The organism is Streptomyces sp. NPDC017890 (genome assembly GCF_044328675.1).
Classification (GTDB): domain Bacteria; phylum Actinomycetota; class Actinomycetes; order Streptomycetales; family Streptomycetaceae; genus Streptomyces.
In genome coordinates, this window is the sequence record NZ_JBIRHU010000024.1 from 114608 (window position 1) to 131849 (window position 17242).

The window sequence follows — 17242 nt, forward strand, 5'->3', positions numbered from 1 at the left end:
TGACCGGCGAAACCTCAGTGCGGCGCCCGCTCCTCGAGCGCCGTGCGCCACGCGGGAACCGGGTCCTCGGGCGCCGGCCGGTTCGGGGCGCCGGCCGCCGCGCGCGAAGAAGTCGGCCGGCGGCAGGATCGCGGCACCGACGGTGACGGCGTCGGGGCCGTACGGCCTGCGAAAGCGCGCTGCCGAAATCCACTGGCACCGCCCCGCCCTGCCTATCTAGGCTAGGTGAAAACCTAGGGCCCCTAGGTTTGACCATGCCGGCCATCGACTCGCGATCGGGGTTCCTCCATGAGAGCACTCACCGAGCAGGACGTCCGCAACTCCTTCGTCAACTGCTCGAAGGGCGAGGCCAGGCGCCTGGCCGTCCCTCGCGATCTCGGCGAGCACCCCTGGGACGATCTCGACTTCCTGGGCTGGCGGGACCCCGGGGCGCCCGACCGCAGCTATCTGGTCACCGACCACGGCGAGCGCCTCACCGGCGTGAGCCTGCGGTTCCAGCAGGCACAGCGCGGCCTCTTCCAGCGCAGCATGTGCGCACTGTGCCTGACCACCCACCCCCGGGGCGGGGTGTCGCTGATGACCGCGCGCAAGGCGGGCCCGGCCGGCCGCGAAGGCAATTCGGTCGGCCTGTACATGTGCGCCGACCTCGCCTGTTCCCTCTACCTGCGGGGCAAGAAGGTACCGGAGGGCGGCGCCCGCTTCGAGGAGAGCCTCACCCTCGAGGAGCAGATCGCCCGGACCCTGGGCAACCTGTCCGCCTTCCTGGCCAAGGTGATCGCCTGACGTTCACGGATGCCGGTGTACGGCGCGTGAGAACCACTCCTGCCCCCTTTGTCCGGTTACCGTCCTGTCCGGATACGTTCGAGGCGCCTGGGGAAGGGAACAGCCCGAGGATGCGGGATGTACGTGAGAGAGCGGCCGCAACCCTGCGACGGGTGAAGTGGCTCAAGGACCCCATGGTGGTGCAGGCGCTGCGATCGGCCGCCGCGGCCTCGATCGCCTATGTCATCGCGGTGCGGCTCACCCCCGACAAGTCGGCGGCGCCGCTCACCGCTCCCCTGACCGCGCTGCTGGTCGTCCAGGTCACCCTGTACGCCACGCTCAAGATGAGCTTCCGCCGCGTGAACGCCGTGGTGGCCGGCGTCCTGGTCGCCATCGCCTTCAGCCAGCTGGTCGGGCTGAGCTGGTGGAGTCTGGCCCTGGTGATCGTGGCGGCGCTGGGCGTGGGGCACCTGGTGCGGGCGCACGAGTTCGTGGCCGAGGTGGCGATCAGCGCGATGCTGGTGCTCGGTGTGACCTCGCACGGGAGCCTGGCGTGGGCGCGGGTGGTGGAGACACTGATCGGGGCGATCGTCGGGCTGGCCTTCAACCTGATCCTCGCTCCCCCGGTGTGGGTGGAGCAGGCCGGTGAGTCCATCGAGGGGCTGGCCCGGCGGGTGCGGCAGCTGATGCTGCGCATGGGTGAGGAGGCCGCCGACAGCACGCCGTTCCACGAGGCGGCTGCCCGGCTGCACGAGGCCCGGCGGCTCGACCACGACATCGGGGAGGTGGACGAGGACCTCCGCCAGGCCGAGGACAGCCTGCGGTTGAATCCCCGCGTACGCGAGGGGCTGCTCCACCGGGTGGTGCTGCGTACCGGTCTGGACACCCTGGAGATCTGCACGGTGGTGATGCGGGTCCTCGCGCGTACCTTCACCGACCTCGCCAAGGAACGTGAACCCGATCCCTTGTTCCCACCGGAGACGGGCGCCGCCGTCCAGCAGCTGCTGTCCGAGATCGCCGACGCCGTGGTCAGTTTCGCGGTGCTGGTGACCACCAGCGCGAGCGAGGACGCCGAGTCCGCGGAGGAGCGCCTGACCACCGAGTTGCGGCAGGCCGCGGTCACCCGGGACAGGCTGGCCCAGCTGCTCCTGACGGAGGTGCAGCGCAGCCCCCTGCACTGGCAGTTGCACGGTGCGGTACTGACCGAGGTCAACCGCATCATCGACGAGATGGACACCGAGCACCGCTCTCGCCGGCTCCTGGAGGAACTGGATCATCACACGCGCGAGCTGCGCGAACGCATGCCGCGGCTGACCCGTCTGCGGGACGAGGTGCGGGCCCGGCTCCGGAAGCGGAACCGTAGCGCTGCCCGGCGTCGTTCCCCCTGAGGAACGGTGATGGCGGACTCGGAAGATCCGCCACCGGAAGACGGGAAGAGGAGGCGTACGGATGACCGACACCAGCGTGCGGATCGACGGGAACAGGCTGTTGCTGCCGGGCGGTGCGACGGTGCGCTTCATCCGCACCCTGCGGCTGCCCGAGACGGGCACCCACCCGCTGCCGCCGGGGCTCGGCGAGTTCCCGGTCCGCCGGGTCGCCGACTACGCCGGCACCGTGCCCGAGGCCTGGCGGGCGCGCGGCGGCGTGATGCTCCCGGTGTACCTGCGCGAGGCCATGTGGCTGAGCTTCGCCGGCACGAAGGAACCCGCCGCGCTCCAGGTCGGGGTGGGGAAGGTGTGCGCGGTCTCGGGCAAGCCCTGGAGCGACCGGCTGACCCGCGACCCGCAGAACTACGTGGTGCTCCCCCGTCAGCCCTGGCTGGACGGCATCAACTCCGGGACGGGCACGGTCCGCCAGTTCGTGGCGGTGCCACTCGGCATGGGGGCGACCGTCGAGGGCCAGGTCACCGGCGAGGAGGTCTGGGGCGGCGTCCAGTTGCAGGCCTTCCCGCTCAATGATGCCGAGCTCGCCCGCTGGCGGGAGGAGGAGCGGCGCCGGGCCGAGCGGACACGCCGGGCGGCCCGGTCGGGCGGCGCCTACGGGGCCCCGATGCCGATGTCGGCCCCGGCGGCCCCGGGCGCGGCCCGGCCACGGTCCGCGCCGGCCATGGGGCTCGGCGTCGGAGGATCCATGCGGCAGGAGGTCTACCGCGACGAACGGCCGCTGTCCAACTGGGCCGAGGGGCCCGCGGGCCGGGTCTTCGTGCACCTGGTCACGCCTCCGCAGTGGCTGCGCATCACCGGCGAGACGCCACCGCCGTCCCCCGTGGACCGGGCCGCGTACACGCAGGCCGGTCTGCCCTGGTACGACTACTACGACCAGGACGCCCACGACCTCGCGCCCACCGATCCGCTCCGGGACGTCAAGCCGGTCGGAGACTGGACCGGGGACGACCACGAGCCGTGGCAGGCACCCTCGCAGCAGCAGGTCAGGCCGCTCAAGGACGCACCGGGCGCACCGGTGGAGGACGGGGACTGGTAGGCACCGGGGGCTCGGCGGACGGCGGTCGGCGGTCGGCGGTCGGCGGGTAGAGCCGTCCGCCGTCAGCCGTCGCCGTCCGTGCGCTGCCGCTGCAGGGCCCGGGGGCAGGAGGCGGCGCCCGCCTGCGTCAGCAGCACGTGCATCCGCTCGGTGAGCTGCGCGAGGTCGTCGGCGGGCGCGTGGAAGGGCAGCCGTACGTCGCCGTGGGCGCGGGCACGCTCGATGCGCAGCGTCAGTCCGTGCCGGTCGACGGCGAGCGGCCGCACCCGGACCGCGCCGTGCAGGCTGTCGGCGTCGACGAGTCGGGTCAGCCGCTCCACCGCGTCGCCGTGGCAGTCGGCGAGATGGGTCAGCAGCCGCGCCTCGGCCAGGGCCAGCGGATCGGGTCCGGCCGAGGCGAACTCGTCGAGGCCGACCACAACGGCACCGGAGGGCTGCCGCAGCACCACGCGCGTGGGCGTGAACGCCAGGTGGCCGTCCTCCGGGACGAACCGGCCCGCGAGCCAGAGCCGGGCCCTGATCCGGTTCCGCACCGGGACGGGCGCCACGTCGGCGAACTCCAGCACGGCGGACGGCTCCCCGCGTGGCGCGCAGATCGCCGCCGCGAGCAGGGCGCTGTCCTCGGGCACGTGCAGGAGCACCCGGCCGTCGTCGGACACGGTGTGCGCGCCGACGAACTCCTCGCGGCCGCCCTCCGCGGTCACCGCGCAGGACCATGCGGCGGCGAGTACGGAGCGGACCTGCTCCGCCGCGGCAGGCGCGGCCGTCCACGTGTGGCTGTCGCCCATCCCCATCCTCCGTCGTCAATCCAATAGGCAAGTTCATTAGGTAAGGCTCACCTAACTTATAGGAGATCTGGGTGTGCGCCAACCGGGACACGTGATTCTTTGCGAGACCTTTTCGGCGCATGCCAGGGCGCATTTCAGCGGCCTGGGAGAGCCTTTCGGAGTGCAACGGGGGCGCTCACGGCGCGATGGCGCCCAGCAGGGCCCGTGCGCACAGGTCGCGCACCTGCTCCGGGGCCGGCTCCGGGTCCCGCAGCCACTCCAGGCAGACCGCGGTGGTCAACGCCGGCCAGCCGCGCACCGCCAGCCGCACGTCGGTCCGCTCCCCGAATGCCGGGCCGAACTCCGGGTCGGCGGCCAGGGCCGCGAGGATCTGCCGCTCCTGTGCGGCGAGCGCCTGCCGGTAGACCGACGTCGCGGCCCGGGCCCGGGCCGAGGTGGACCGCGTGTGGGGCGACACGGACTCGCCCGGCTACGAGCAGGTGGCCAGGCTGCGCTTCGTGCGCCGGGTGCTGGACGAGTCGTTGCGGCTGTGGCCGACCGCTCCCGCCTTCGCGCGGGAGGCCCGCCGGGACACGGTGCTCGGCGGGACGTACCCGATGCGGCGCGGTGCCTGGGCGCTGGTGCTGACGGGGATGCTGCACCGCGACCCGCAGGTGCGGGGGCCCGACGCCGAACGGTTCGACCCGGACCGTTTCGACGCCAAGGCCGTACGGTCGCGTGTCCCGCACACCTTCAAGCCGTTCGGTACGGGCGCGCGGGCGTGCGTCGGGCGGCAGTTCGCGCTGCACGAGGCGACACTCGTCCTCGGGCTCCTGCTGCGCCGCTACGAGCTGCGGCCGGAGCCGGACCACCGGCTGCGGGTGACCGAGCGGCTGACGCTGATGCCGGACGGACTGCGGCTGCGACTGGACCGGCGGACCCCGGCCGGCCCGCCCGGGACCACCGCGGACCGCGCCCCCGAGGACGCCGCTTCAGCGCCCCGCTGTCCAGTGCGCGGGACGGGTGACTGACCCCGGCAGTCTGGTTCCGGCGCCGCCCCGGGCCGCGGTGAGCTGCGGCTGGGTCAGGAAGAAGGCGCCGGTCAGGTCCGCGTCCGTGAGGTCGGCGTCGCGCAGGTCCGCGCCGATCAGGTCCGCGCCCCGCAGGTCCGCGCCGGTGAGGTCGGCGGCGATGAGGTAGGCCCCGCGCAAGTCGGCCCCGCTGAGATCGGCGCCCCTCAGGCGGGCGCCCATGAGGTCGGCGTTGCGGCGGTTCTTCTTCTTGCCGCGCGTGCCGGCCCGCACCAGTTCGCTGGTGCGCAGCAGCAGCACGTTGACCCGCTGCCGGTGCGCGGCGACGTCGAGGGCGGCCAGCTCCTCGGGGGAGCCGTCGCTGAGACGTTCGGTGTCGGTCAGGGCACGGCGCAGGTCGGCGTGGGCGGGACGGGCCGCGGGCAGGGACAGCGCCTCGGTGAGGTACCAGAGCAGTTCGTGCAGCTGGCGGACGACCGGGAACACGTCGAAAACGCGGCGGGCGTGCTCCGGCGGGCCGGTGCGCCAGTCCTGGCCGCCGAAGGTGACCTGCGAGACCTTCTGTCCGGCGCCGAAGCAGTCGTAGACCGTGCAGCCGGTGAAACCGCTGTGCCGCAGCCGCGCGTGGATGCCGCAGCGGTGGTCGTCCCGCAGGTTCGGGCAGGGCTTTCCGGCGTCCTTGTCGATCGCGAAGTCCGCCGAGCGGGCGAAGGGCAGGGCCACGCAGCACAGACCGAAGCACCGCTCGCAGTCGCCGCGCAGTTCCGCCTCATCGGCCGTGTGTTCTCGCATGGTGCCGAGCATACGGACCGCCGGCACACGGGAGCGCGGGCGGCCCCCCGATCCGGTCAGAAGTCCGGTACGGGCAGGTCCAGGCGGGACAGCCGGTCCGGATCGGCCAGGATGTACAGCCCCGTGACGCGTCCGTCGACGACGGTGACGTACGTGACCGACTGCGGCCGCCCCTCCTGGACGGCGACGGTGCCCACCGCGCCGTTGACGAGGGCCAGGCGGGCGGACCCGGCGAGATGGCGGAACCGGAAGGCCTGTCCGGCGACCGTCCGCGCTCCCCGCACCCGTTTGGACGCCCCCGCGCCGCTGCCCAGTACCCCGGCGTCGACCCGCAGCACCACGTCCGGATGAAGGACGGACACGAGGGCCTCGAAGTCACCGGCGCGGCTCGCGGCCAGGAACGCCTCCACGACCTGACGCTGCCTGCCGACGTCGGGGGTGGCCTCGACGGACGCGTCCCGGACCCGGCGCCGGGCCCGGCTGGCCAGTTGCCGGGTGGCGGCCGGGCTGCGCTCCACGATCGGCGCGATGTCGTCGAAGGGCACCGCGAACATGTCGTGCAGCACGAACGCCAGCCGCTCGGCCGGCTCCAGGGCCTCGAGGACCACCAGCAGGGCCAGCCCCACCGAGTCGGTGTGCAGGGCCTCCTCTTCCGGATCGCCCTGCGGCAGTGCCCTGAGCACCGGGTCCGGGACGAACGTGTCGAAGGCCTCGGTCATCGGCTCCTCGCGACGCGCGGTCCGCGAGCGCAGCAGGTCCAGGCAGACCCGCCCGGTCACCGTGGTCAGCCAGGCGCCCAGATTCCCGATGCCGTCCGCGCCGGTGCGGCCGAGTCGCAGCCACGCCTCCTGCACGGCGTCCTCCGCCTCGGCCAGTGAACCGAGCATGCGGTAGGCCACCGCCTTCAGCTGCCCCCGGTGCTCCTCGAACCGCTCCGCCAGGCGCTGGTCCCCCCGCGCCCCCCGCGTCTCCCGCTCCCCCTCCATGCCGCTAGCGCCCGAAAACTTCGAAGGTCACGGCCGGTCTCCCGCCGAACCGCTCACCGGCGGCCTCGGCGAACCCGACGAGGAATCCGCGCACGTACGTCTCCGGGTCCTCGTCGGTCAGCCCCTCGATGTACGTGCGGTGTTCGAGCAGGGAGCGGACCGCACGCTCCAGCCCCGGTGTGGCGTCCACGGCGTGCGTGGGCGAGGCGGAACCGGCGACGGCGACCCAGCGCACGCCGTCCCAGGGTTCGAGGCCCCGCTCGGTCAGCTCCGGGAAGATCCACCGGTTGCCGGCGTCGCCCGCCGCGTCGAGGGTGGCGCGGCCGACGGCGACGTGGTCCGGGGTGTTCCAGGCGACGCCGCCCCAGGTGTCCCGGTGGTTGAGGGTGATGACCAGCTCGGGCCGGTGCCTGCGGATCGCGGCGGCGATGTCGCGGCGCAGGGCGGTGCCGTACTCGATGACGCCGTCCCGGTGGTCGAGGAACTCCACCTCGCTCACCCCGACGACGGCCGCGCTCGCCCGCTGCTCCCGCTCCCGCAGCGGGCCGCACTCGGCGGGCGCCAGTGTGTCGATGCCCGCCTCGCCCCGGGTGGCGAGGACATAGGCGACCTCGCGGCCTTCGTCGGTCCAGGCCGCGATCGCCGCCGAACAGCCGTACTCCAGGTCGTCCGGGTGGGCGACGACGGCCAGGGCGCGCCGCCAGTCGCCGGGCATGGGCTCCAGTTGAGTGATCGTCGGCTCGGTCATGTCCGCACACTAACGCGAGCCGCTGACATCCCACGCCCTGTTTCGCGGGCCGCCGTTCAGGCCTCGTCGCGGGCGAGCGCGAGCAGCCGGTCCAGGACGCGGGGGCCGCCGGCCCGTACGCCGTCGTGCTCGAACTCGTCGGTGACCCAGGTGCGCAGGCCGCGGATCGCCCGCGCGGTGGTCAGCGCGTGGCCGGTGTCGACGTACATGTCGTCGTGGTAGACGGCCGCGGCGGCCGGCACCTCGTTGGCGGCGAGCCGGGCGGGGTCGTACAGGGGTGTCCAGTCGGTGCGGGCGGCGAGCAGTTCGGCGGTCTCGCGCAGCGGGCGCAGGGCCGGGTCGCAGTCGAACATCCACGGGTGGACCGACTCGCCGGTGAACATCAGCGGTTCGTCACCGGCGAGGGCCTTGGCGGCGTCGAAGCGCGGGAACTCGGCGCGGACCCGCTCGGCCGACCAGCCGGTGGGGCGCGCGTCCTGAGCGTAGATGGCCTCGTGGACAAGGGCGTAGAGCGGGTGGCCGGCGTACGACAGCAGGCTCTGCGCCTGCTCCTGGAACGCGTCGGCCAGCTCGTGTCCCCGCGGGGTGCGGACGAAGGCGTCCTCCAGGAGGAAGTGCAGGCGGTGGCTGCCCTCGCCGCCGCCGAGGAGGATGCCGAGGGACTGGAAGGCCTCGACGGTGAGCCGGTAGCCGTTCGGCAGCACCACGTCGTGGGTGAGCAGGTGGTCGGCGATGCGGCGGGCGCGCTCGATGTCCTGCGGGTAGCGGGCGTAGTGCGCGACGACCTTCCGCTCGATGCGGGGGTAGGCGGCCCGGTAGACGTCGTCGGCGTGGGCGTCCAGGGAGGGCAGCCCGCCGGTGATCAGGGCGGTGCTCAAGCCCTCGGGGGCGAGCGAGAGGTAGGCGACGGTGCAGAAGCCGCCGAAGCTCTGGCCGAGGACGGTCCAGGGGGCGCCGCCGGTGACCTGGGGGCGGATGGCCTCGCAGTCGCGGACGATGGCGTCGGCGCGGAAGTGGGTGAGGTGGTCGGCCTGCTCGGCGGGGCCGCCGCGCAGCGGGAGGGTCTGGCGGTTCGCGGGTGTGGACGCGCCGGTGCCGCGCTGGTCGAGGAGCAGGACGCGGTACTCCTTCAGGGCGCGGCCGAGCCAGGCGGGACGGCCGATGAAACGGTTCGCCCCGAAACCGGGGCCGCCCTGGAGGTAGAGCAGCCACGGCAGGTCCTGGTGTGCCTTGTCGCTCGCCACGGCCTCACGGGCGTACAGCTCGATCGTCTCCCCGGAGGGGTTCGCGTGGTCGAGGGGCACGGTGAAGCGGCGGTCGGTGAGGACGACGCCGGGCTGGCGGTAGCTGAGGCTCAACGGGGCTCCCGGGACGGAGGGACCGTACGGACGGATCGTACGGGCGGATCTTTCGGCCGTGTCCCAGTTCAGCACATGGTTCTGCGGCCGCCGACCCCCGGGATCATGAAATCGTGCTGAATGCTGGTTCAGCGGGCGGCGAGGCTGGAGCGCCGCACCACCAGTTCGGGCTGGAGCACGACCCGCCGGTGCGGGTGGGTCCGGTCGGAGCCCGCCAGTTCCGTCTCCTCCAGGAGCAGCTCGGCGGCCATGGCGCCCATGGTGACGGCGGGCTGGCGCACGGACGTGAGCGGGACGGCCGCGGCGGCGGCGAACTCGATGTCGTCGTACCCGACGATCGCGAGGTCGTCGGGTACGCCGACCCCGGCGGCGTACATGGCCTGCAGGACGCCGAGGGCGAGCAGGTCGTTGGCGCAGAAGACAGCGGTGGGCCGGTCGGCGAGGCCGAGGAGGCGGGCGCCGGCGTCCCGGCCCGCGGCGACGTCGAGCCGTTCGGTGGGCAGCTCGCGCAGCGCTCCGGGGCCGAGTCCGGCCTCGGCGAGCGCCCGCAGGGCGCCGGTGCGGCGGTCGCGGACCTGGTTGAGGCCGGGCGGGCCGCTGACGTAGGCGATGGAACGGTGTCCGGCGTCCACCAGGTGACGCACCGCCAGGGCGCCGCCCGCGACGTCGTCGACGGAGACCGAGCACTCGGTGGTGCCCTCGGCGACGCGGTCGACCAGCACGAAGGGGATGTTGTGGCGCCGGAAGCCCTCGATGTTGCGGCCGGTGGCGTCGGCCGGGGTCAGCAGGACGCCCCGGACCCGCTGCTCGGCGAAGAGCGAGAGGTACTCGGCCTCCTCCCCCGGGTTCTGGGCGCTGTTGCAGACCATCACGCCGAGCCCCGCGTCGCGCGCGGCCCGCTCGGCGCCGCGGGCGACGTCGACGAAGAAGGGGTTGCCCATGTCCAGGACGAGCAGCCCCATGATCCGGCTGCGGCCCGCGCGCAGCTGGCGCGCGGACTCGCTGCGGACGTAGCCGAGCCGGTCGATCGCGGAGAGCACGCGCGCGCGGGTCTCGGTCGCGACGGTGTCGGGACGGTTGATGACGTTGGAGACCGTGCCCACGGATACTCCGGCGGCGCGGGCGACGTCCTTGATACCCACCGAATGGGCCATCGGGCAGGGACCTCCAGGGTCGGACTCGGGACAAGGCACCAGGGACGCGGGGCGGCCGGAAGACCTTCACACTACCCGCGCCCCCGGGGAGGGACCTCCGTCAGGCGGGCAGCCGGAAGTCGACGACGTGGAGCGCCGAGGGCGTGGTGCCGCTGGACCGCTCCTCGTACATCGCCGACAGCACGCCGTCCTGCGCGATACGCGTCTCGTCGATCAGTACCTCGCCGAAAACGTTCAGTGCGGCGCCGTCCTACAGGAACCGCCGGTCGGCGTATCCGGACTCCGTCGCCAGGACGGGGACGGCGAGGGCGCCGGTGAGGAGGGTGCGTCGTCGCATCGCGAGGGGACTCCGTTCTCGGACGAGCCTCAGGTGGTCTCAGGCGAGGTGGAACACCTCGGTGAGCGGTTTCATCGCCTCGTCGGGGCGGGCCCCGTCGAGGGACTCGAAGAAGGGGCCCATCTCCGCCTGCCAGCGGGCGTTGACCTCGGTGGCCTCCATGCCGGCCCGGGCCGCCGCGAAGTCCTCCGTCTCCAGGTAGCCGACGAGCAGGCCGTCGTCACGCAGGAAGAGCGAGTAGTTGTGCCAGCCGGTGGCGGAGAGCGCCTCGCACATCTCCGGCCACACGGCCGCGTGGCGTTCGCGGTACTCCGCGATGCGGTCCTGGCGGACCTTGAGCAGGAAACAGACACGCTGCATGAAGTACCGCTCCTGGATCAGAAGTTGAACTGGTCGATGTTCTCGGCGTTGAACACGGTCGGCTTGCCGAGGTCGATCACGCCGTCCTTGCCGATGGTGTACTCGCCCATGGCGCCGGCCTGGAAGGTCTCACCCTCCTTGCCGGTGATCTGCCCGGAGGCCAGCGCGACGGCGGTGCGCGCGGCCAGCTCGCCGAGCCTGGCCGGGTCCCACAGCTCGAACGCCTCGACGGTGCCGTTCTTGACGTACTTGCGCATGTCGTTGGGGGTGCCGAGGCCGGTCAGCCTGACCTTGCCCTTGTACTTGGAGCCGGACAGGTACTGGGCGGCGGCCTTGATGCCGACGGTGGTCGGGGAGATGATCCCCTTCAGGTTCGGGTGCTCCTGGAGCAGGCCCTGGGTCTGCTGGAAGGACTGCTGGGCGTCGTCGTTCCCGTAGGCGACCTTGACGAGCTTCATGTCCTTGTACTTCGGGTCCTTCAGCTCGTCCTTCATGATCTCGATCCAGGCGTTCTGGTTCGTCGCGGTCTGCGCGGCGGACAGGATCGCGATCTCGCCCTTGTAGCCGATCTGCTCGGCGAGCAGCTGCACCTCGGTGCGGCCGAGGTCGTCGGCGGACGCCTGGGAGACGAAGGCGTTGCGGCACTCAGGCTTGGTGTCGGAGTCGTAGGTGACGACCTTGATGTCGTTCTTCATGGCCTGCTTGAGCGCGGTGCACAGGGCGCCCGGGTCCTGCGCGGAGACGGCCATCGCGTCGACCTGCTGCTGGGTGAGGGTGTTGACGTAGGAGACCTGGCCGGCGGTGTCGGTGGCGCTGGAGGGGCCGACCTCCTTGTAGCTGGAGCCGAGTTCCTTCAGGGCCTTCTCGCCGCCCTTGTCGGCGACGGTGAAGTAGGGATTGTTGACCTGCTTGGGCAGGAAGCCGACGGTCAGTCCCTTCTTGGTCTCGGCGTTCGGGTCGGCCTTGCCCGCGGTGGCGGCCGCGCCGCCCTCGTTCTCGACGTCCTCCTTCGTGGTGCCGCCGCAGGCGGTGGCGGCCAGGGCGAGGGAGGTGACGGCGGCGAGGGCCGCGCAGGTGCGGCGGAGCGACGACTTGCGCATGGTGGGTCCTTTACGAGGGTGGGCGGAGCCGGTTACGGGGTGGGCGTGGGCGCCTTGGACAGGGGCGTCGGTGCCGCCCGGCGTCCGGCCCGCGCGACGGAGATCTGCCGTGCCACCCGGGGGCCGAGCACGGAGACGACGAGCAGGACGCCGGTGACGACGATCTGCGACTGGGCGGAGACGTCCTGGAGGCTCATGACGTTCTGCAACGCCCCGAGCAGGAACACTCCGGCGATCGCGCCGCCGAGCGTGCCCTTGCCGCCGTCGAAGTCGATGCCGCCGAGGAGTACGGCCGCGACGACGGAGAGTTCGAGGCCGGTGGCGTTGTCGTAGCGGGCGCTGGCGTAGTGCAGGGCCCAGAAGACACCGGTGAGGGCGGACATCAGGCCGGTCAGGGTGAACAGGATCAGCTTCTGCCGCCTGACCCGGATGCCGGCGAACCGCGCCGCCTCCTCGCTGGCGCCGACGGCGAACAGCGACCGGCCGAACGGCGTGGCGTGCAGGGCGACCACGGCGATGGCGAGCAGCACGAGGAACGGCAGGAAGGCATACGGGACGAAGGTGTCGCCGATGCGTCCGGCCGCGAAGTCCAGGTACGGGGAGGGGAAGTCGGTCACCGCGTCGGAGCCGAGCACGATCTGCGCGATGCCCCGGTAGGCGGCCATGGTGCCGATGGTGACGGCGAGGGAGGGCAGGCCGAGCCGGGTGACCAGCAGTCCGTTGACCAGGCCGCACACGACGCCGAGCAGCAGGCAGATCGGGATGATCGTCTCGATCGCCATGCCCTGGTTCCACAGGGCGCCCATCACCGCGCCGGACAGGCCGGCGGTGGAGGCGACCGACAGGTCGATCTCGCCGGAGACGACCAGCAGGGTCATCGGGAGGGCGATGAGCGCGATGGGAAGGGTGTTGCCGATCAGGAAGGACAGGTTCAGGGAGTTGCCGAAGCCGTCGACGAAGCCGAAGGAGAGCAGCAGGACGACGAGGAGGAGGGCGCCCACGACCGTGTCCCAGCGGACGGCGCGCAGCAGGGAGCGGTCAGCCATGGCGGGCGTTCCTCTTCTTCAGGGCGTCGGCCACCCGCAGTGCGACGATCCGGTCGACGGCGATGGCGAGGATGAGCAGGATGCCGTTGATGGCCAGCACCCACACGGAGCTGACGCCGAGGGCGGGCAGCACGCTGTTGACCGAGGTCAGCAGCAGCGCGCCGAGGGCGGCGCCGTAGACGCTGCCGGAGCCGCCGGTGAAGACGACGCCGCCGACGACGACCGCGCTGACGACGGTCAGTTCGTAGCCGTTCCCGGTGCCGGAGTCGACGTTGCCGAACCGGGCCAGGTACAGGGCGCCGGCGAGTCCGGCGAGGGCACCGCAGAAGGTGTACGCGGTGAGGATGCGCTTGCGCACCGGGATGCCGGCGAGCCTGGCGGCCTCCGGGTTGGAGCCGAGCGCGTACAGCTCGCGTCCGCTGCCGAAGTGCTTGAGGTAGTACGCGGTGGCGACGAGCACGGCGAGGGCGATCATCGCCAGCCACGGCACCGCGCTCAGGCCGCCGGAGCCGAACTTGACGAAGTCGCCGGGCAGGTCGGCCGCGGTGATCTGGCGGGAGCCGACCCAGATGGAGTCGATGCCGCGGATGATGTAGAGGGTGCCGAGGGTGACGACCAGCGCGGGCACCTGGCCGAGGCTGACCAGCAGACCGTTGAGCAGGCCGAAGGCGACGCCCATCAGCACCGCGAGGAACACGGCCACGACGGAGTCGCCGCCGCCCTGGAGGTACGTTCCGGCGGCGAAGGCGCTGATGCCGAGGGTGGAGCCGACCGAGAGGTCGACGTTGCGGGTGATGACGACCAGGGACTGGCCGGTGGCGACCAGGACCAGGATGGTCGCGTTCAGCAGCAGGTCCTTGATGCCCTGCTCGGACAGGAACTCGCTGTTGCCGGCCTGGGTGACGGCGATCATCACCAGGAAGACGAGCAGGATGGCCAGTTCGCGCATCTTGAAGACGCGGTCGACGAGCCGGGTGGCGCCGGCCCCCGGCATGTCGGTGGCGGGTGCCTGGTCGGGTGCGGTGACCGTCATGCGGCGGCCCTCCCGGTGACGTGCGGGGCCACGGGGACGGTACTCCTGACGGCGGTCACACGACGGCCTCCCCCGTGACATGCGAAGGCCACGACGGCAGCACTCCTGACGGCGGTCATACGACGGCCCTCCCCGTGGCTGCGGCCATCACGGTCTCCTCGGTGGCGTCGGTGCGGGGGATCTCGGCGGTCAGACGGCCCTCGTGCATCACCAGGACCCGGTCGGCCATGCCGAGGATCTCCGGCAGGTCGGAGGAGATCATCAGGACGGCCACGCCATCGGCGGCCAGCTCGCTCAGCAGCCGGTGCACCTCGGCCTTGGTGCCGACGTCGATGCCGCGGGTCGGTTCGTCGACGATCAGCACCCTGGGGCCGGTGGCCAGCCACTTGGCGAGGACGACCTTCTGCTGGTTGCCGCCGGAGAGAGTGGAGACGGTGTCGGCGATGCGGGCGTACTTCACCTGGAGCCTGACCGCCCAGTCGAGGGAGCGGCTGCGTTCGGCGCCGCGGTCCATCAGTCCGGCCTTCACGGTCGTACGGAGCCCGGTGAGGCCGATGTTGCGCTCGATGGACATATCCATCACCAGGCCCTGGGCGCGCCGGTCCTCGGGGACGAGAGCGAGTCCGGCTGCCATCGCCATGGACGGGGCGCCGTTGACGAGGAGCCTGCCGTCGACCTCCACCTCGCCCGCGTCCCACCGGTCGACGCCGAACACGGCCCGGGCGACCTCGGTGCGGCCGGCGCCGACCAGTCCGGCGAGGCCGACGATCTCACCGCGCCGCACGTCGAAGGAGACGTCGGTGAAGACGCCCTCCCGGGTCAGCCGGCGCACGCTGAGGGCGACCTCGCCGGGACGGACCTCCTGCTTGGGGTAGAGCTCGTCGAGGTCACGGCCGACCATGCGGCGGACCAGGTCGTCCTCGGTCATGCCCTCCAGCGGCTCGCCGGCGACCCGGGCGCCGTCGCGCAGGGTGGTGACCCGTCGGCAGATCTCGAAGATCTCCTCCAGGCGGTGCGAGATGAACAGCACTGCGGCGCCCTGGTCGCGCAGGGTGCGCACGACGCCGAAGAGGCGGGCCACCTCGCTGCCGGTGAGGGCGGCGGTCGGCTCGTCCATGATGAGGACGCGGGCGTCGAAGGAGAGGGCCTTGGCGATCTCCACGATCTGCTGGTCCGCGATGGACAGGCCGCGCGCGGGGCGGTCGGGGTCGAGTTCGACGCCGAGGCGCCGCATCAGCTGGGCGGTGGCGGCGCGGGTCGCCTTGTGGTCGATGCGGCCGAGGGCGCGCCGGGGCTGCCGGCCCATGAAGATGTTCTCGGCGATCGACAGGTCGGGGAAGAGGGTCGGCTCCTGGTAGATCACGGCGATGCCGGCGTCGCGGGCGTCGCCGGGACCGTGGAAGACGACCGGCGCACCGTCGAGCAGCACCTGGCCGGCGTCCGGCCGGTGCACTCCGGCGAGCGTCTTGATGAGGGTCGACTTGCCGGCACCGTTCTCGCCGGCGAGGGCGTGCACCTCGCCGGGGAACAGTTCCAGGGAGACGTCCCGCAGGGCGCGGACCGCGCCGAAGGACTTGGAGACGTCCCTGAGCGCCAGAACCGGGGCCGTACCCGTGTCGGACGGGTGGGTCATGGGGGCTCCTCGACGACGCCGGACGGGACGGCCCTCACGGCGTCGTGAAAGGTTTCAACTCGGTTGCCGGGACGTTAGGCAGGCAGGGCATGTCACGTCAATGGGTCCGGGTCGAAAAAGTTTCGATAATAGAAGGTCACGACCGAGTCACGAAGAGCCGGGTCGACCGGAAGGGTTGACACCCCCTCGGACGGCTCATAACTTCGCGTTCTGAATCGTTTCACACATGGTCGTGCTCAAGACTGGTTACGACCCGATGTCACAGGAGCGCCGAAGTGACCGAGCTCGCCGCGGTGAAGGCCGCGCTCAAGACCCAGGCAGTCGAGACGCCGTCGTGGGCGTACGGGAACTCGGGCACCCGGTTCAAGGTGTTCGCCCAAGCGGGCGTGCCGCGCGACCCGTTCGAGAAACTGGACGACGCGGCGAAGGTGCACGAGTTCACCGGCGCGGCCCCGGCCGTCGCCCTGCACATCCCGTGGGACAAGGTCGGTGACTACGCCGCGCTGTCGAAGCACGCCGAGGACCGGGGCGTGCGCATCGGTGCGATCAACTCCAACACCTTCCAGGACGACGACTACAGGCTGGGCAGCATCTGCCATCCCGACGCGGCGGTCCGCAGGAAGGCCGTCGACCACCTGCTGGAGTGCGTCGACATCATGGACGCCACCGGGTCGCGGGACCTGAAGCTGTGGTTCGCCGACGGAACGAACTACCCCGGACAGGACGACGTACGGTCCCGTCAGGACCGGCTGGCCGAGGGACTGGCCGAGGTGTACGGACGGCTCGGTGAGGGGCAGCGGATGCTGCTGGAGTACAAGCTCTTCGAGCCGGCGTTCTACACGACGGACGTGCCGGACTGGGGCACGGCGTACGCCCACTGCCTGAAGCTGGGCGAGAAGGCGCAGGTCGTGGTGGACACCGGGCATCACGCGCCGGGCACGAACATCGAGTTCATCGTGGCGACGCTGCTGCGGGAGGGGAAGCTCGGCGGGTTCGACTTCAACTCGCGGTTCTACGCGGACGACGACCTGATGGTCGGGGCCGCCGACCCGTTCCAGTTGTTCCGGATCATGTACGAGGTGGTGCGCGGGGGCGGGTTCACCTCCGACGTGGCGTTCATGCTCGACCAGTGCCACAACATCGAGGCGAAGATCCCGGCGATCATCCGGTCGGTGATGAACGTGCAGGAGGCCACGGCGAAGGCGCTGCTGGTCGACGCGGAGGCGCTGGGCGCCGCGCAGGCTTCGGGCGACGTGCTGGAGGCCAACGCCGTGCTGATGGACGCGTACGACACGGATGTGCGTCCCTTGCTTCGTGAGGTGCGTGAGGAGATGGGGCTCGCCCCGGATCCCATGGCGGCCTATCGCTCCTGCGGGTGGGCGGAGAAGGTCGTCGCCGAGCGGGTCGGGGGGCAGCAGGCGGGGTGGGGGGCGTGAGCGTCTGCCCGGTTCCGTGATGCGCGGGCCGCGCGCCGTGTGGCTGGTCGCGCCCACGCGGCGCCCGCCGCACGTCGATACCGCCCGGCGCCCCTGAAGGGGCGCTTCCGTCCCGCCTGCCGAAAAGGACTTCCCAATCGTGATGTCAAGCCGCAGCCGTGACGGGAGGTGAACCTTGATAGCACTGTCCGTCACGAATCATCGCCCACAGGACGTTG

15 protein-coding genes and 4 pseudogenes are annotated in these 17242 nt (G+C 71.9%); 5 read left to right on the forward strand and 14 right to left on the reverse strand.

Translation table 11 applies throughout. The features are described 5' to 3' along the window. Nucleotides 1-14: 14 nt before the first annotated feature. Nucleotides 15-159: pseudogene (locus ACH4F2_RS28540) on the reverse strand (sugar kinase); the annotation flags it as partial. Between the two features lie 129 nt (nt 160-288). Between ACH4F2_RS28540 and ACH4F2_RS28545 the strand changes: the two are divergent. The 3 genes from ACH4F2_RS28545 (at nt 289) to ACH4F2_RS28555 (ending at nt 3243) form a co-directional block, all read left to right on the forward strand. Further along, nucleotides 289-783 carry an FBP domain-containing protein gene (locus ACH4F2_RS28545; protein WP_398135624.1) on the forward strand — a complete coding sequence of 165 codons (495 nt, stop codon included), beginning with the start codon at nt 289-291 and terminating at the stop codon, nt 781-783. A gap of 110 nt (nt 784-893) precedes the next feature. Further along, nucleotides 894-2150, forward strand: a complete 1257-nt coding sequence (locus ACH4F2_RS28550) for an FUSC family protein (RefSeq protein ID WP_398135625.1) — start codon at nt 894-896, stop codon at nt 2148-2150. Between the two features lie 61 nt (nt 2151-2211). Next, on the forward strand, nt 2212-3243 hold the full coding sequence (locus ACH4F2_RS28555; RefSeq protein WP_398135626.1) for a hypothetical protein: 1032 nt from the start codon (nt 2212-2214) through the stop codon (nt 3241-3243). A gap of 62 nt (nt 3244-3305) precedes the next feature. On the opposite strand, the gene ACH4F2_RS28560 is transcribed toward ACH4F2_RS28555, so the two are convergent. Next, complete coding sequence (locus ACH4F2_RS28560) at nt 3306-4031, reverse strand: DUF2470 domain-containing protein (protein WP_398135627.1); 726 nt, start codon at nt 4029-4031, stop codon at nt 3306-3308. A gap of 175 nt (nt 4032-4206) precedes the next feature. Continuing rightward, nucleotides 4207-4437: pseudogene (locus ACH4F2_RS28565) on the reverse strand (TetR/AcrR family transcriptional regulator); the annotation flags it as partial. 1 nt (nt 4438) lies between these two features. On the opposite strand from ACH4F2_RS28565, the pseudogene ACH4F2_RS28570 reads away from it, so the two are divergent. Next, nucleotides 4439-5041: pseudogene (locus tag ACH4F2_RS28570) on the forward strand (cytochrome P450); the annotation flags it as partial. Here ACH4F2_RS28570 and ACH4F2_RS28575 read toward each other — a convergent pair. The 11 genes and pseudogenes from ACH4F2_RS28575 to ACH4F2_RS28625 all read right to left on the reverse strand — a co-directional run bounded on the left by ACH4F2_RS28575 (nt 5003) and on the right by ACH4F2_RS28625 (nt 15588). Next, the gene (locus tag ACH4F2_RS28575; protein WP_398135628.1) at nt 5003-5833 is read right to left on the reverse strand and encodes a pentapeptide repeat-containing protein; all 831 of its coding nucleotides are present in this window, start codon (nt 5831-5833) and stop codon (nt 5003-5005) included. The pseudogene ACH4F2_RS28570 and the gene ACH4F2_RS28575 overlap by 39 nt on opposite strands. A 56-nt stretch (nt 5834-5889) precedes the next feature. Next, a complete protein-coding gene (locus tag ACH4F2_RS28580) occupies nt 5890-6819 on the reverse strand; it encodes a sigma-70 family RNA polymerase sigma factor (protein WP_398135629.1) in 930 nt (309 codons plus the stop codon). A gap of 4 nt (nt 6820-6823) precedes the next feature. Further along, on the reverse strand, nt 6824-7567 hold the full coding sequence (locus ACH4F2_RS28585) for a PIG-L deacetylase family protein (RefSeq protein WP_398135630.1): 744 nt from the start codon (nt 7565-7567) through the stop codon (nt 6824-6826). A gap of 56 nt (nt 7568-7623) precedes the next feature. Further along, a complete protein-coding gene (locus tag ACH4F2_RS28590; RefSeq protein WP_398135631.1) occupies nt 7624-8925 on the reverse strand; it encodes an alpha/beta fold hydrolase in 1302 nt (433 codons plus the stop codon). A gap of 128 nt (nt 8926-9053) precedes the next feature. Next, a complete protein-coding gene (locus ACH4F2_RS28595) occupies nt 9054-10079 on the reverse strand; it encodes a LacI family DNA-binding transcriptional regulator (RefSeq protein ID WP_398135632.1) in 1026 nt (341 codons plus the stop codon). A 100-nt stretch (nt 10080-10179) separates the two neighbouring features. Beyond that, a pseudogene (locus tag ACH4F2_RS28600) lies at nt 10180-10359 on the reverse strand (Tat pathway signal sequence domain protein); the annotation flags it as partial. Nucleotides 10360-10455: 96 nt separating this feature from the next. Then, nucleotides 10456-10776 carry an L-rhamnose mutarotase gene (locus ACH4F2_RS28605; RefSeq protein ID WP_398135633.1) on the reverse strand — a complete coding sequence of 107 codons (321 nt, stop codon included), beginning with the start codon at nt 10774-10776 and terminating at the stop codon, nt 10456-10458. Between the two features lie 17 nt (nt 10777-10793). Continuing rightward, the gene (rhaS, locus tag ACH4F2_RS28610) at nt 10794-11876 is read right to left on the reverse strand and encodes a rhamnose ABC transporter substrate-binding protein (RefSeq protein ID WP_398135634.1); all 1083 of its coding nucleotides are present in this window, start codon (nt 11874-11876) and stop codon (nt 10794-10796) included. A gap of 32 nt (nt 11877-11908) precedes the next feature. Beyond that, nucleotides 11909-12922 (reverse strand): ABC transporter permease, encoded by a 1014-nt coding sequence (locus ACH4F2_RS28615; RefSeq protein ID WP_398135635.1) that lies wholly within the window; start codon nt 12920-12922, stop codon nt 11909-11911. Beyond that, nucleotides 12915-13955 carry an ABC transporter permease gene (locus tag ACH4F2_RS28620; protein ID WP_398135636.1) on the reverse strand — a complete coding sequence of 347 codons (1041 nt, stop codon included), beginning with the start codon at nt 13953-13955 and terminating at the stop codon, nt 12915-12917. Before ACH4F2_RS28620 ends, ACH4F2_RS28615 begins: the two co-directional genes overlap by 8 nt. A 115-nt stretch (nt 13956-14070) precedes the next feature. Continuing rightward, on the reverse strand, nt 14071-15588 hold the full coding sequence (locus ACH4F2_RS28625) for a sugar ABC transporter ATP-binding protein (protein ID WP_398135637.1): 1518 nt from the start codon (nt 15586-15588) through the stop codon (nt 14071-14073). 275 nt (nt 15589-15863) lie between these two features. Between ACH4F2_RS28625 and rhaI the strand changes: the two genes are divergently transcribed. After that, entirely contained in the window at nt 15864-17024 is a 1161-nt protein-coding gene (gene rhaI / locus ACH4F2_RS28630) for an L-rhamnose isomerase (protein ID WP_398135638.1), read from the forward strand. Nucleotides 17025-17242: the final 218 nt, after the last annotated feature.

Excerpts from the sequence above, each read along its gene's own strand:
- ACH4F2_RS28545 (WP_398135624.1), top strand. The coding sequence starts at position 289 with ATGAGAGCACTCACCGAGCAGGACGTCCGCAACTCCTTCGTCAACTGC.
- ACH4F2_RS28550 (WP_398135625.1), top strand. The coding sequence starts at position 894 with ATGCGGGATGTACGTGAGAGAGCGGCCGCAACCCTGCGACGGGTGAAG.
- ACH4F2_RS28555 (WP_398135626.1), top strand. The coding sequence starts at position 2,212 with ATGACCGACACCAGCGTGCGGATCGACGGGAACAGGCTGTTGCTGCCG.
- ACH4F2_RS28560 (WP_398135627.1), bottom strand. The coding sequence starts at position 4,031 with ATGGGCGACAGCCACACGTGGACGGCCGCGCCTGCCGCGGCGGAGCAG.
- ACH4F2_RS28575 (WP_398135628.1), bottom strand. The coding sequence starts at position 5,833 with ATGCGAGAACACACGGCCGATGAGGCGGAACTGCGCGGCGACTGCGAG.
- ACH4F2_RS28580 (WP_398135629.1), bottom strand. The coding sequence starts at position 6,819 with ATGGAGGGGGAGCGGGAGACGCGGGGGGCGCGGGGGGACCAGCGCCTG.
- ACH4F2_RS28585 (WP_398135630.1), bottom strand. The coding sequence starts at position 7,567 with ATGACCGAGCCGACGATCACTCAACTGGAGCCCATGCCCGGCGACTGG.
- ACH4F2_RS28595 (WP_398135632.1), bottom strand. The coding sequence starts at position 10,079 with ATGGCCCATTCGGTGGGTATCAAGGACGTCGCCCGCGCCGCCGGAGTA.
- ACH4F2_RS28605 (WP_398135633.1), bottom strand. The coding sequence starts at position 10,776 with ATGCAGCGTGTCTGTTTCCTGCTCAAGGTCCGCCAGGACCGCATCGCG.
- rhaS (WP_398135634.1), bottom strand. The coding sequence starts at position 11,876 with ATGCGCAAGTCGTCGCTCCGCCGCACCTGCGCGGCCCTCGCCGCCGTC.
- ACH4F2_RS28615 (WP_398135635.1), bottom strand. The coding sequence starts at position 12,922 with ATGGCTGACCGCTCCCTGCTGCGCGCCGTCCGCTGGGACACGGTCGTG.
- ACH4F2_RS28620 (WP_398135636.1), bottom strand. The coding sequence starts at position 13,955 with ATGACGGTCACCGCACCCGACCAGGCACCCGCCACCGACATGCCGGGG.
- ACH4F2_RS28625 (WP_398135637.1), bottom strand. The coding sequence starts at position 15,588 with ATGACCCACCCGTCCGACACGGGTACGGCCCCGGTTCTGGCGCTCAGG.